12 protein-coding genes and 1 pseudogene are annotated in these 14,118 nt (G+C 37.7%); 5 read left to right on the top strand and 8 right to left on the bottom strand.

From position 1 onward, the window contains the following. Positions 1 to 6: 6 nt before the first annotated feature. The 5 genes from ACLPIE_RS17205 to ACLPIE_RS17185 all read right to left on the bottom strand — a co-directional run bounded on the left by ACLPIE_RS17205 (position 7) and on the right by ACLPIE_RS17185 (position 4,545). Entirely contained in the window at positions 7 to 549 is a 543-nt protein-coding gene (locus ACLPIE_RS17205) for a fimbrial protein (protein ID WP_430262943.1), read from the bottom strand. A 60-nt stretch (positions 550 to 609) separates the two neighbouring features. Further along, positions 610 to 1,152, bottom strand: a complete 543-nt coding sequence (locus ACLPIE_RS17200; protein ID WP_430262942.1) for a fimbrial protein — start codon at positions 1,150 to 1,152, stop codon at positions 610 to 612. A gap of 233 nt (positions 1,153 to 1,385) precedes the next feature. Then, positions 1,386 to 1,637, bottom strand: a complete 252-nt coding sequence (locus ACLPIE_RS17195) for a helix-turn-helix domain-containing protein (RefSeq protein WP_430262941.1) — start codon at positions 1,635 to 1,637, stop codon at positions 1,386 to 1,388. A gap of 1,470 nt (positions 1,638 to 3,107) precedes the next feature. Next, positions 3,108 to 3,470, bottom strand: coding sequence for a YibL family ribosome-associated protein (locus ACLPIE_RS17190; RefSeq protein ID WP_430262940.1), 363 nt, complete (start codon positions 3,468 to 3,470; stop codon positions 3,108 to 3,110). 388 nt (positions 3,471 to 3,858) lie between these two features. Next, entirely contained in the window at positions 3,859 to 4,545 is a 687-nt protein-coding gene (locus ACLPIE_RS17185) for an outer membrane protein (RefSeq protein WP_430262939.1), read from the bottom strand. A 515-nt stretch (positions 4,546 to 5,060) separates the two neighbouring features. Here ACLPIE_RS17185 and ACLPIE_RS17180 point away from each other — a divergent pair. Continuing rightward, positions 5,061 to 5,600 carry a DUF2058 domain-containing protein gene (locus tag ACLPIE_RS17180; RefSeq protein ID WP_430262938.1) on the top strand — a complete coding sequence of 180 codons (540 nt, stop codon included), beginning with the start codon at positions 5,061 to 5,063 and terminating at the stop codon, positions 5,598 to 5,600. 186 nt (positions 5,601 to 5,786) lie between these two features. Here the strand turns inward: ACLPIE_RS17180 and ACLPIE_RS17175 are convergent, their stop codons facing one another. After that, positions 5,787 to 6,485 carry an RluA family pseudouridine synthase gene (locus tag ACLPIE_RS17175; RefSeq protein WP_430262937.1) on the bottom strand — a complete coding sequence of 233 codons (699 nt, stop codon included), beginning with the start codon at positions 6,483 to 6,485 and terminating at the stop codon, positions 5,787 to 5,789. 184 nt (positions 6,486 to 6,669) lie between these two features. Between ACLPIE_RS17175 and ACLPIE_RS17170 the strand changes: the two genes are divergently transcribed. The 4 genes from ACLPIE_RS17170 (at position 6,670) to ACLPIE_RS17155 (ending at position 11,299) form a co-directional block, all read left to right on the top strand. Next, positions 6,670 to 7,155, top strand: coding sequence for a cold-shock protein (locus tag ACLPIE_RS17170; RefSeq protein ID WP_430262936.1), 486 nt, complete (start codon positions 6,670 to 6,672; stop codon positions 7,153 to 7,155). Between the two features lie 280 nt (positions 7,156 to 7,435). Next, complete coding sequence (locus ACLPIE_RS17165; RefSeq protein WP_430262935.1) at positions 7,436 to 8,176, top strand: MurR/RpiR family transcriptional regulator; 741 nt, start codon at positions 7,436 to 7,438, stop codon at positions 8,174 to 8,176. Positions 8,177 to 8,357: 181 nt separating this feature from the next. Beyond that, on the top strand, positions 8,358 to 9,914 hold the full coding sequence (locus ACLPIE_RS17160; RefSeq protein WP_430262934.1) for a PTS transporter subunit EIIC: 1,557 nt from the start codon (positions 8,358 to 8,360) through the stop codon (positions 9,912 to 9,914). A gap of 14 nt (positions 9,915 to 9,928) precedes the next feature. Next, positions 9,929 to 11,299, top strand: a complete 1,371-nt coding sequence (locus ACLPIE_RS17155; RefSeq protein ID WP_430262933.1) for a class-II fumarase/aspartase family protein — start codon at positions 9,929 to 9,931, stop codon at positions 11,297 to 11,299. A gap of 123 nt (positions 11,300 to 11,422) precedes the next feature. Here the strand turns inward: ACLPIE_RS17155 and ACLPIE_RS17150 are convergent, their stop codons facing one another. Continuing rightward, entirely contained in the window at positions 11,423 to 13,999 is a 2,577-nt protein-coding gene (locus ACLPIE_RS17150) for an invasin domain 3-containing protein (protein WP_430262932.1), read from the bottom strand. Between the two features lie 25 nt (positions 14,000 to 14,024). Further along, positions 14,025 to 14,118 (bottom strand): annotated as a pseudogene (locus tag ACLPIE_RS17145) (IS481 family transposase); the annotation flags it as partial.

The raw sequence follows: 14,118 nt of genomic DNA, 5'->3' as shown, positions 1-14,118 counted from the left end.
ATTAAATTAATAGTAATCAATATCAAATGTAATGATACTCGAAAATTCTCCTACTTCTGGCCTAAGCCCATCATCAAAAACAATTTCAGATAAAAAATCTAATTGTTGTTCATTGACTGATTTCGTTCTGCCTGCGGTTCTTTTTAAATCATAAATGGGATAATATTCATTAGGCTTGACAATGTTATTTCCGTTTAATATATAAATAGCCAAACCATCGGCATCATTAAATTTAAATCCATTAAAGTTATTTGTTACTGAACCTGAAAATTTTATTCTTATAGGTGATTTTTCATCTTCAAAATAAGAATTTGATAGCTGACAATTTTTTAATATTATTTTAAACGGTTTGATTATCTTTTTTTCTTCAACTCTACTTAAAGGGTAATCACCAAATTCAATAATTTGGTTTTTACTTGTTAGTTGCATTGAACAACCCGAGGCTAATATTTCGCCTTTAACCGTTGCCTGTCCCCAATTCATTGCCGCAAATGCTGGAATGCTAACAAAATGAGCAAAAAAAGTGGCAATAATTAACAAGTTTTTCATAATAATATTCTTTTTCAGGTAATATGCTCCTTCACATAATAGTGAAGGAGCGTATATAACTTACTGGTATGCGATTTCGAAAGTAGAAATAGTTGTGAAATCACCTGCTGTTACAGCAGCAGTACCTGCTTTTTTAACAAAAGCAGCGTAAGTTAAAGTGTTGTCACCATCACGCAGGTTTAAGTTAGCTGGGGTACCAAAAGTAATATCTTTAATACCTACTGCAACGTTTGCAGCGCTACCTGTAGTTGCTAAAAGGTTTTGACCTGCGATTTTACTTACACCATCAAAAGTAATAGTTGCAGTTTTAGTTACTGTAGTTGGGTTTTGTGGATCGCTGTTATCAATAGAAGTTAATTTGCAGCCTTTCAGATTTAAATCGAAGTTTTTATACTTAGAATCACCATCATTTAATTGGCTTAATGATAGTTGGCCGAAATCAACTATTGTTGCAGTACCACCTTGCCCTGCATCTAAGTTACAAGGTGTATCACGAACTTCACCTTTGAAAGTTACAGTACCTGTATTAGTATCTGCAAGTGAAGCAAACGAAGCAGTTAACATTGCAGCCGCTAGTACAGACATATATTTATTTAATTTCATACTATTTCCTAATATCTTAATTAATATTTTAATGTTTATGTGAATAAAATTAATGTAATTTCATTACCTAACACAGATAACTATACCTGTATAAGAAAGAGTCTTAATTACTTAATTTTCTTTCTTATACAGGAATGTGTAATAGGTGCAATAGCTGCAATAGCCTATACATTCTCTAGTTATGACACGATTACGTAGTAAGGTAATATTTATAAATTAAACGGTTTTTTCTCTCATTCTAAATATGATGAGTATGAAATTAGGTCTGAAAATGATACATTCATAATCGATAAAATAAATATTAAATCTGGTAATGATATGCCATTTGAACCTCGTTCATAACGTGATATTTGTTGTTGACTCACACCAATCAGTTTACCGAGTTGTGCACCAGTCAATCCATTTTTAATTCTTATTTTTCTTATAAACCTACCAACTTCTAAATTTATTTCTTTAACGAGTGAGTTTTTTTCTGAACTAACCATAATAAATGCCTCAATAATTTATTATAATTAAACTAGCTGAATATATTTATTACTCATTTAATGTTTAATCAATCTAACGCTTATTTTTATTTAGTTAAAGATGTTTATATCGATCGATTGTTTAATTTTAATAGCTTGGGGCTATCAAGAATGAATTATTGATCGTTATAACGAATTGAGTGATGATTAAAACTACTATTTTGAGTATGTAACAATATGATTGTATGGGGTTTTATTTATTCAGATATAGTATCGTAGTTTTGAGTTAGAATAAAAATCTATTTATTTAAATTACAATCTTCACCTTAATAATAAACATATTGTTACACATAGATATAGTTTGCTGTATTATTTTTTATAATGATTTATTGTTACATGTAAAACGCGTTATAATATTAAACTGTAGTATTAACTATAATATTACATTTAAATGGGAATATTCTTATGATTAAGTGTGATTATAATCAAGTATGTTTATAATCAGGTATGCTTATTTGAATGAAATGATATTAACTGGAACGAAGTGTCCCAATATTAATATGGTTATAGCAGAATGGATGTTGGTTGAGCATATAGATTGATTTGAGCATAAAAGATTATTGGCTAATAATACAATTGAAATCCTACTAATTACACGTTTACCGAGTTTTAATGATTGTTATCAATATTCACTACAATTACGTCTAGTAGAGTATTTCGTTGTTCTAGGATTGAAAGCCCGGCCTGCCATGCAGGGGTAAATATAACGCAACTAAAGTTTGATTATCAATTGGTATGCAAAGAAGGTTTAATTCTCGTTCAATTAATGTGGTAATTGTGTGAACAACAACCCCATATTTTTTCATTTTCCAATGTATACAAGTATTGTCATGATATTACTATGACTTTCTTCGGTGATTCTTGAAGTGAAATACGTCATTTCCCAGTTCCAGACACAGTAAATGTAACAATCTAGTTTTTGATAGCAAACTCGGTGTATTAATGGAATGTTTATCTTAAAAATGTATAAGAGTGGAATCCATGAAAGCAAAATTTTGATGCTATATCGAAAAATATTATCTGCATTACAGTAACAATAAGCAGCTTCATTTAAAGTGATTAAACTTGCGGTGCATTACTGAGTTTTCATGAGGATGGCTATGCTCTTGCTGTGGCAGAAGCTGTGATATTGGCGGTGCTTTATATGGCCCAGATTGCCTAGTACCTAGTTATTGTGGCTGATTATCGAATGTTGTCAGCCCCAATGTCATTGATTAAGGGGGGTTAGGATACTTTTACCTTTTATGATTTAGGGCTTTTAATTTAATTGTATAGCCATTAGTGAGCTAATTTAAAATAAATTTGGGCTTGATGTTATTGCGGGTATGTACTTGGGTTACTTATTGATTAATGGTTCATAATAACGAAAAGTATATTAAGAACCTTTTAGTCTTCGTGGGGCATGGCATGTTTTAGTTGGAGGTTTTCTGACTAAAACTCAGTCTTAGAAAAGCCGGTCATATCTTCCAGCTCCATTTCGCGCCCTAGTGCCGTCATTGGATGGACAATTACCAAGCCTCGCACGGCTTTCTTCAGCTTGCCCAGATCGGCTTGCTCTTTCTTAGTAATAGGGCGTTTGAATGGCATATCTACCAGTTTTTGCGCTTCTTTGCTGAGTTTTTTGTGACGAACCGCCTTCAGATGAGCGATTTGAATTTCCAATGCCGCTCTTTCTTTCTCAAGCGCTGTGTACTTTTCGGTTTCGTTTGTCAGCTGCATACTTGCCATCTGATGACGAATGAGGTCTAAACGATCGCTAAGGAGTTTAATTTGTGTTTTTTCGATTTCTTTCATTATTAATTAACCGTGAATAAATTTTTGTCGGCGAGTATACACTATTCTGTGTAATAGGGCGAAAAGGGATACTTGTTAGCCGCGGATCACCAGTTTTTTCTCGCGGTTAGACACAAGATACCTTGACTCGATAGTTTTCCTTTTGAATGACGATCATCGTGCACTGATACGTTGGAAAGAAATAGAAAATTGTGGGGGATGCTGTATTTTGCTAAAGAGAGGTATCATGGTCTGGCATAAAGCCCGATTGGCATGTTTTTGATTCATATATTAAAAATGTGGTATTCAATCTGAAGAGTAAATTATATTTGTGCAATATAATCATACTCCCTAGGGTTAGCGAGTATGATTATCGACAAATGAGTGTAATACTAATTTATTGCGTAGATTAGAATGTATATCTAACACCTAAATTGATTTCATGTGCTTTAAGATGGGCTTTCATTTGCTCATCCTTTAAACCACGAAAATTTCTGAAATTGTTATAGCCCGTTTCCACTTTTCCTAAGTCAATATAACGATAACCTAAATCAAAGTTTAATCGCTCAATTGGCTCATAGCTCACCCCAGCACCGAGTGAATAAGCTAAATTTGTGTCGGTATTACTGGCGAATTGGTTAGCAGGTACGTTTTGCCAGCCAGAGGATTTAACTTTTGCAATACCAATACCTGCGGTACCGTATACAGAAATATCTTTATAGACATTATAATCGCGGTAAGCATTTAGCATCAGACGCTGAACATCGGTTTTGTGATGGTTCAAACTGTTTGGGAAGTTTGATGAACCACTTGTATATTCTGATTTTTTCTTAAAGGTGTATTCGGCTTCAGTACGCCAACCATTACCGTATTGATAACCCGCAGCGATTGAGCCGTTATAAAAGTCTTCTTTATCATCACCGGAAACAAATTGACCAATCCCCGGACGACTACTCGTGTCCATGTTGTGTGCTTTTTGCCAAACTTTGGACAGTCTTGCCGCACCGTAGTAACCCTCATCAGTCGTTGACGCAGCAGCAGACATCATAATTCCTGACGAAATTAAGGCCAGTGGAAGTAAAATAAGTTTACGCATGAAATAATTCCATTTAGTGATTATCGGGATGTGAAATTTATCACTTAACTGAAATAATTCAAGGCGAATTTATTGATGAACTCTGTCAATTTTATTGTTGTTTGAGTGTTGGTTTAATAATTTTCTTAATATTCATTGAGTTGAATTATTTTCTCTCTGAGTGCCAATCATTTATTACACCTATTTTTGGTATTTTAATTTTTGAATTTGGAATGGAGTTATCATGCAAGTAAATATATAAGTTTGTCTCATGCCTAAAACGGTTATTTAAAATAACCAGTTGATTTATAAGGTAGCTTGTGTTTATGTCAGAATTTAGGTTAGTCTCGGCATAGCCAGTCATCAAACTACTCTTATTCAGTTTTTTTACGTTTTAACGCCTTGGATTGCCGCGCAAGCACACTTAGAAAATTGGAAACTACCGGTGGAGTAATGGGGCAAATTCGCCAATGCGGTACAGACCTCAAAATAATAGGTATAATCTGGTTTATGCTCCCATAAATTTAGAGGCAATAATGGCAAAACTCACATTACAAGAGCAGATGCTAAAGGCAGGGCTCGTAACCAGTAAAAAAATGGCGAAAGTCCAAAGGACAGCAAAAAAGTCACGTGTTCAGGCGCGTGAAGCAAGAGAGGCGGTTGCAGAAAATAAAAAAGCGCAGCTTGAGCGAGATAAGCAGCTCAATGAGCAACAAAAGCAAGTGTTGTTATCGAAAGAATATAAAGCACAAGTAAAGCAGCTTATTGAAATGAATAAAATTGATATTTCAAAGGGCGATATTGCTTTTAATTTCACTGATAATAATGTTATCAAACAAGTGATGGTGGATAAGCTAACACAAAATCAGCTGATTAGTGGCCGTTTGGCAATCGCTCGTCTACTCATTGAAAACAGTGATGTTAATGAATACGCAATTATCCCTGCGAGTGTGGCAGATAAAATTACACAACGAGACGCCGATAGCATAATATTAAACAATTCGCTGAGCCAAGAAGAGCAGGATGAAGATGATCCTTATGCGGATTTTAAGGTACCTGATGATCTGATGTGGTAATACTCGTTATATTTCAAACTGTGGCGTTGTTGGCTGTGCTCATTAACCCTAGTCACATACTTATGTATGCTCCTAGGGATTAATTCCCTTACCGCCTAGCCACAGCTTGAACTATTTAGCGTATTGTGTTTGTCATATTTCAAGCTTATTTTGTCGACCACCTAATGCATGGGCAGTCGCTTAGGGTCAAAATGGACTGCTACTCAACATTTTGAAATTCTCTTGACTAACAGGATGAACAAAATGCAGTTCGCTAGCGTGCAGCATCAAGCGCGGGGTTTGTTCAGTTCCCTGTAATAATTGCCCTCCATATAGATCGCAACCTAATATTGGGTGACCTATTTTTTGGCAGTGAATGCGTAACTGGTGGGTACGGCCCGTCTCTGGGGTTAATCGTACGCGACTGACAAGAAGTGATGTGCCATTTTCCAAAGAGTGATAAGCGCGTTCCATTACTTGATAGCGCGAACGGGCGGGCTTGCCGGTGATTTCACAGATAGACATGCGAGGAAATAGGACAGGGTCTTTCGCTATCGCAGCATCAATGACACCCTCGTCGTTATCTAAGTGACCGCAAAGTAGCGCTTGGTATATTTTCATGACCGTTCGTTGGCTAAATTGCTGGCTTAGTGCTGCATTTATTGCCTTATTACGCGCTACCACCATCAGCCCAGATGTGCCGAAATCTAATCGATGGACGAGGGTGCAACCTGGAAATATTTTGACTAAGCGGTGGTGGACTGAATCCAAATTTTGCGGGTTTTTCCCTGAAAGACTCAGTAAGCCAGAGGGTTTGTTGATGAGTAGCAGGTGTTCGTCTTGATAGAGAATGTCGATTTGCTCGTCACAGGGTGGTGCAATAAAGGTATCGATAACTTGAGACATAAGGCTCTCCAGACGAAGCGAAAGGAGGCGATGATAACGAATTTTCAGTTGCTAAGCGAGTTATCCTATTTTGATTAGTCCTTATTTATCATCTAGCTTTAAACTAAAGGCATAGTCTGCATGGTCATTGTGCACTATACTGCGAGTTGTAAAACTAGGTCGATAAATGATTAATTAGGTGGTAATGGCGATGAACGGAACAATCACAACGTGGTTTGAAGATAAAGGTTTTGGATTTATCAAAGATGAAAATGGCGATAACCGTTATTTTCATGTAGTTAAAGTTGCCAATCCTGATTTGATTAAGAAAAATGCAGCAGTGACGTTTGAACCGACAACCAATAATAAAGGGTTATCCGCTTATGCGGTAAAAGTCATTCCTGAAAGTAAATATATTTATATTGCTGGTGAGCGCATTAAGATTACATCAATTAAATCTTATCGAGTCTATAGTGAAGAGGTTCCCGCAGATACGCGAATTAATAAAGAAAACACGGTGCTGTCAGTGGGGGCGCTGATGAACAGTATTCGGCCAAAATCAGAAGTCCAAGCAGGGGATATGCGTTCACTGAAGAAATTGGCGATTGATACTTTGCATGGAACAACATTAACGTTTTCAGAAGATGAAATAAATATCGATGAAACAGTGAAGCAACTTAGATTTAAATAAAAATTACTACGCTAAATTGGTGTCATTTGGCTAATTTTCAAAGGGTTCGAGTTTTTCATCTATTAGACTGAACCCTATCATTTTTCTTCTTGTGGTATTCGGCAATAGAGAACAATTACGTCTCTTTTTATTCAACTATTGGTTCAGATTACAAAAGTTCCCCTTTAAACCCAGCATAGCGTGGTATTTTGACGTATAATCAATCTATTGTGTGTTTTGATTTACGTCATTATACGTAATGAATGTTTTTAGTGTTCACTAAATTGATTGGGAGGGGGATATGCTAGATTTTTTAAAGAATTACGATAATTTAACAATCAGCGAAAAGAAAGTATTAAAATATCTGACGGATAATATTTCAGATATCCCTTACCTCAATATTAATGATTTAGTGGCTAAAACTTTTGTATCCAAAACGGTTATCATTAATTTATCGCAAAAATTAGGGTTTAGTGGTTTTAAAGAGCTTAAATTTCAAATCAACAATCATCTTTTATCAAAGAATAAGACTGAAAAAATCTCTCCTTCCTCGTATAAAAAGCAGCTCGAAAAAAATATCACTAAAAGTTTTACATTAATAAATGAAGAGCAAATCTATGATTGTGCGAAGATCCTTCATGGCTCTAGAAACATTTTTATTGTCGCTAGAGGAACCAGCAAGGCCGTTGGCTACTACCTTGAACATTTGCTGTTTGCTTTAGGTTTACATTGCTTTTTTATTAATGATTACAATTTATCTGATTCTTTCACTCGGCTCGTTAGCAAAGATGATACTGTGATATTTATATCCTTATCTGGCGGCACGAAAAAAATTATAGAAACCGCGAAAATTGTACAGCTTAAAGGTGCCAATATTATTAGTATGACGGCGTTCAATACGAATGAATTAACCACTTATACGGATAATACACTTTTTTGTTTCGCAGATAGTTATGATACTAAACGGGACGATACCAAATCGAGGATCGGTTTTTTTATTTTAGTTGATTTGCTTATCAATGAGTTAGAAAGCCTACTTTAAATAAAATTCCTTCTTTTTATTTTTCCACAAATCTCATTTTCATTGCTCTTGAACACACGCAAATGACCTAGGTCATAATCGGTGACATAAGATAATTTTTAAAACCCGGACATCATTTCTTTTATAAATCCCCCACGCTAGTATGCCTTAATTCTAATAATAGAAGTCATAAGGATACAGTATGGCCAGAAGAAAGTTCGGTGAATCTATTCAACGCTTTGGGAGAACATTACTCCTTCCAATTGGTGTGCTTGCACCGATTGGTATGATATTGGGTATCAGTGGTGCGTTAGTGCAAACCTATATGATTGCACGCTTTCCTTTTCTCGGAAATGAAACCGTTAACGCATTACTTGTCAGCATTCGTTCAATCGCAGGTGTTATTTTCGATAACATCCCGCTGCTGTTTGCGATGGGGGTGGCCTATGGTATGAGTCATCGAGACAAGGGGATTGCCGTCTTTGCCTCGGTGGTCGGCTACTTGTCTTTGATCATCACCATGAATATTTGGTTGGTACTTACAGGCAAACTGGCAGACCCTACCATTATGAGCCAAGTGGGGCAAATCAAGGTACTGGGTATACAAACGTTAAATATCAGTGCCGCAGGGGGGATCATTACGGGTTTGATTGCCGCATGGGCGACGGATAAGTTTTATAACCTTGAATTACCAACCGCATTTGCCTTCTTCTCCGGTAAAAAATCTGTGTCTATTATCATGATCGGTTTAATGATTATGGTCGGCGCGTTATTACCGTTCATTTGGGAAGTGTTAGTTCAGGGCTTGATGAAGCTTTCTGCTGTGTTCTTAAGTCCTGTAGGGCCTTTCTTTACGGCCGGTGGCGAGCGTTTATTTATTCCATTTGGCTTACATCATGTTTGGAACGTTTTATTTAGATTTACGGAAGCTGGCGGGACTTATGTTATTGATGGACAAACGTTTGTTGGGGTTGTGCCTGCATTAACGGAAGTTTTATTCAAGCAAGGCCCGAACAGTGAATATTGGGCGATGATGCCAAGCTTGACGCGTTTTATGGCGCAGCAACAAATGTTAGTAACGTTGTTCTTATTTCCTGCGATTGCGTTAGCGATTTATAGAACCTCAAAGAAAGAAAACCGCGCTGAAGTGAAATCCATGTTAGTCACTATGGTATTAACGGCAATGCTTGGAAACGTCACTGAACCCCTTGAATTTACGTTCGTATTTATTGCGCCACTACTGTATTTAATTTATGCCATTATTGTGGGTATCGGTGCTGTCTTACTGTCTTTCGCGGGCGTCGCTATCGGTTATATTCGCGGAACGGTGTTTGACTTTACTATTTTTGGTTTACTGTACGAGCACACTAATTGGATCTTCTTAGTCATTATCGGCAGCTGTTTAGCCGTTGTCACTTACTTCATTTTCTACTGGGCTATCATTAAATTTGATATTAAAACACCGGGCCGCGAAGAGTCGAGTAACCTGAAAAATACGTTAATTAAAGAAAAACGTTATGGGGAAATTGCTGAAATCTTAATTCAGGCGTTAGGCGGCAAACAAAATATCCATAACGTAGATAACTGCATTACCCGTATGCGTATTGATGTCGCAGAAGTGAATCAAATTGATAAAGATTTAATGTTGGAATCAGGATGTACCGCATTCTTCTTTCCATCGGCAAACCACGTCCATGTTGTATATGGACCGAAAGTTGAGTTCGTTCGCAATGCTGTTGATGAAGCAATGAAGAAATAAAGAAGGGATACAAAATGAGAGCACTATACGATTCTAAAAGTAAAACGATAGATGACCGCGGTATTAAAGCGCTGTTATCCAATGAAGCGAAATATTCGACTTGGTTAATGTTTGAGTCCATGTTGGCACAAGCGCAGGCTGAATTAGGTTTTATTCCACAATCTGCGGCAGATGAAATTAAAGAAAAGGCCGTTATTGAAAATATTGATTTTGAAGAAATGAACCGTATCTATCAGAAAATTGGCCATGGCTTTGTCCCTTTTCTAAAGGTGTTAGTGAATGCCTGTTCTGAAGAAAGTGGCAAATACATTCATTACGGTATTACCACGCAAAATATTCAGCAAAGCTCGCAGTTGTATATGATGAAAACGGTGCACAACAAATTTATGTTGTTGCTCGGTGAAATCATCGAAAATTTATCGGGCTTGGCAGAAAAAACCAAACATATGGTGATGCCGGGAAGAACTCATGGCCGCCATGCCATTCCGATTACTTACGGTTATAAAGTGTCTGTCTGGATCAGTGATTTTATCGACTGTTACCAACGGATGAAAGAATGCGAGAAACGCGTATTCACTATTATGATGGGGGGAGCTGTCGGGGCATTTAACTCTATGCCAGGTATTGGTTTGGAGGTACAAAAACGCGTAGCTGAGCTGACGGGTATGCATGCAATGGAAGTGCCATCGAGAAACCTGAGTACCCATAAGTTAGAGTATATGGCGAATTTGGCGTTGATGGCGAATATTTGCCATAAGATTGGCGAAGAAGTGTATAGCACAACATTGGAAGAAATTGCTGAGGTTTCTGAAGGCTTTACGAAAGGGACTGTCGGCAGTAGCACCATGCCACACAAAATTAACCCGAAATTAGCTAAGGGAATTATTGCTAACTCACAGAAACTTTATTCCTTGCCAAGTGTAGGGATGTATTCAGCGGTGAGACCTTATGAAGGGGATAGCAGCTCTTACATGTTATTCGATGGGTTAATTGAAGAATCTTTAGAATTGACGACCGAAATTCTCTTAAGGACGGAAGAGCTTTCTCGAACTCTGGTTCCTCATGAAGAACGAATGTTGCACAACGTACTTAGAAACAAAGGGTTAGATAATACTGAGTATGTGATGATGAAGATGGCAGAAAAATTAGGTAAAGATAAAGCCCACGAATTGTTATACGAAGAAGCGATTAAAACGGCGGCAGATGGCGAAGATTTTTATACTAATTTGACCAAAAATAGTGTGATCACTGCGGCGTTTAGTGATGACGAAATCAAGGCCATGCTAGACCCGAGATCTTATATTGGTTTATCGGTTGAAATTGCAGAAAAAGAAGCGAGACGTGGTCTGGTGGTTTCTCAGGAAATTAAACAGCAATACCAATAAATTTATTGTCAATGAAGGGGTATTTTGGCACAGAGCTACCTGTTACATAGGGTAGCTCTTTTTTATTATGGTTTTAGCCCGTTGTGAAATCCAACGGGCTAAGTGGTTAAGTGAAAAGATTTGTTAGATTTTAGGGGTATGCGGGGAGCGATTGAGCCCTTCCCAGTAAAATTTTATTTCGTTAACCGTTGCTGATTTGTCACCGAATGTTAGATGAGTTTTCAGTATTCCTTTTCCATAATGATCTTCCATACAATCACTCTTAATGGCGTACTTTCCGGTGATCTCATTAAATTTATAATAATTATTCTTTTTGATTTGGTATTGGTTATTAAAGCTAAGCTCATTAACATCACCCTCCACCCTCTTGAGCGAATGGTTAATTTTCAAAGGAATGAGTAGTTCTCTGCTACCTATGTCTATCTTGGTAATGGGCTGAATCATAAAATGTCGTGCTGTATAAAGCCATGCAGACCCCCGCGCCAAGCATTTATTGTCGTCATCATCTTTATCATCTTTAGTAATAATATAACGTGGTTGATAATCAGTCAGTATGGTGCCAATTTTACTTGGGTCAGTATATTCGACCTGTGTGTCATGGCTTTTGCTTGTGACGATATGCAAGCTCTGTTTCCCTTTCGCATGAATCTCAATAGTTAGATCCTTTTTATAAAAATTGATATCAGGCTGATAAGTGATGGTATTTTGTTTACTCCAATCTTGGATCTTTTCGCGTTTAATCTCATGATTACCTGATTTCAAGATAATCTCAATGCTGGAAGGCTTATCATATTCCGTATACTTAATAGGAGGGATAACCACCGTCATTGAATCATCAGTATAGACGGGTAGCCACTGAGTGCCCCCGCGTACCTCTTTGCCGTTATTGCGATAGATAACATTAATGGGTGGCAGGTTAGGTTTCGCATAAATTTTCGAGGTGTATGAGCTTTCTGAATCCTCATAGTAATCATTATTCTTAATAGCGAGGGTTAGCTGAACTTTCCCTTTTTCTAACCTATTGATAACCCCATTTGGTTCAATGTTGATGATGTTATTATCACTTGAGCTCCATTTTGCCTCCGCTTTAGCAGGGATGGTGGTTTGAGCTTGCTGCAAGTTAAAGTAAGCTTTTTCATCAGTGGCTTCTTGCTCTGGGGTGGCAAAATGAATGTTCACCCGTGCTTTGGAAAGTTCATAAGTCATTTCTTGGCTATCGGCTAAGAATTGCTCCGTTTCTTTGCTATTAACGATTAACTTTGCTACCCCTGGTTTTACTTGGATAATTTCACCTGTTTGGAAGTCAACGTGGGCAATATTGGCATTTTTGCTGAGAAATTCTACAGGAAGGGTGGATGCATCACCATTGTCGAATGTAGGCGTAATCTTTGGCTTTGACCCATCATCCCATACGGCGGTGACGGTTTTACTGCTGATTAACTTAAGCTTTGGCTTTGCTTTTGCCACGTCTAGCTCATAGCTCACTTCTGCAGATTTATAGATGCCATTACCATCAATACGTGCCCAAATCTTAGTATGACCTGCTTTTTTCAGTTTAATTTCCCCTAGGTCATTCACCGTCGCAATACTGGTGTTATCACTTGACCACCTTGGCGTAAAACCATTAGGTAGGCCTTTAATTGTTTGCCCTGAATTGGTTTTAGATGAGTAAGTGAGTTTTTTTACATTATCATCAAAACTTAATATGGGTGTGATCGCATCAATTTTTATCTCAATAGGTTGGGCGATGGTTTGATTACCCACTTTTGCTATTAATTTCACTGGGCCTTTTCCTGCCGCACTGAAAGATGCAGTCGCTTTGGCAGTATATTGGCCATCTTGCTGCTCGGTGACTTTGCCAATAACGAAATCACTTGCGGTGGCATCGCTTTTAATGTCGATAACTTGTTTTAGCGCTGGGTTGCCGAAGCTATCTTGCAGTTTCACTGTCAATAACACCTCTTCTTTGCCATCGGGACCAATATCGGTTTTATTGGTGGTGAAGGTTGAAAGCTGTGGGTCGATAGCATTTGCGACGACTTGAACAGCATCTGCCTTTTTCTCAACTTTGTCAGATAACACCGCATTCATGATCAGTTCCCCCGCATGTTGGCTAGTGAGTTTGATCTCTGCTTTCCCTTGTGCATTGGTGGTTGATGAATGTGGGAACGGATTTGATTTGCCTCGCAAGTGCCATGACACATTCACATCAGAAAGTGGGTTTTGGTATTGATCCACAATCGTGGCTTTATAAGTAACGCCCGAGTTATCACCCGCTTTAATAGTTTTTTTGTCTGAAACTAAGCTGGTGATATGCCAACTCGTTTTATCACCGAGAGTACGTAGTGTTTTGGTTTGCGCAATGGTTGTTCCGTTAAGTTTTACGGATAACTCACCACTACCTGATTTGTTACTGGTGACCACGGCTTGATAATTTCCGGGTAGCAAAGTAGCCTCTGTCACTGGGCCAATGGAAATATCAGCGTTAGCGCTTTTAACAGTAATCGCTGTGGCTTGGTGAGTTAATACATTACCGAATTGATCCTTAAGAATAATATTTAAGCGTGATGAGCTACCTGCAATAATTGTTGAAGGCGTGAGCTCTAATAGGGTTTTACTGATATCAATCGTTCCTTGTTCAAAACGAACGACGGGGGCATTTTTGCTATTTTGTGAGGCCAAATTGACTGTTTGTGTCACTCAGAACCTCGGCTGACGTTTAGTCTTAAAGACCAAGCTTATTTTTTAACACTTCATACGGTGTTTTACCAGCATGAGCTGAGTGGGGGCGATGACAATTATAAAATGCCTCCCATTCA

Source organism: Providencia sp. Me31A, assembly GCF_050487165.1.
In the GTDB taxonomy this organism is placed as follows: domain Bacteria; phylum Pseudomonadota; class Gammaproteobacteria; order Enterobacterales; family Enterobacteriaceae; genus Providencia.
Note: the sequence above shows the minus strand (reverse complement) of the source record. Positions and strands in the feature narration are given on the sequence as shown.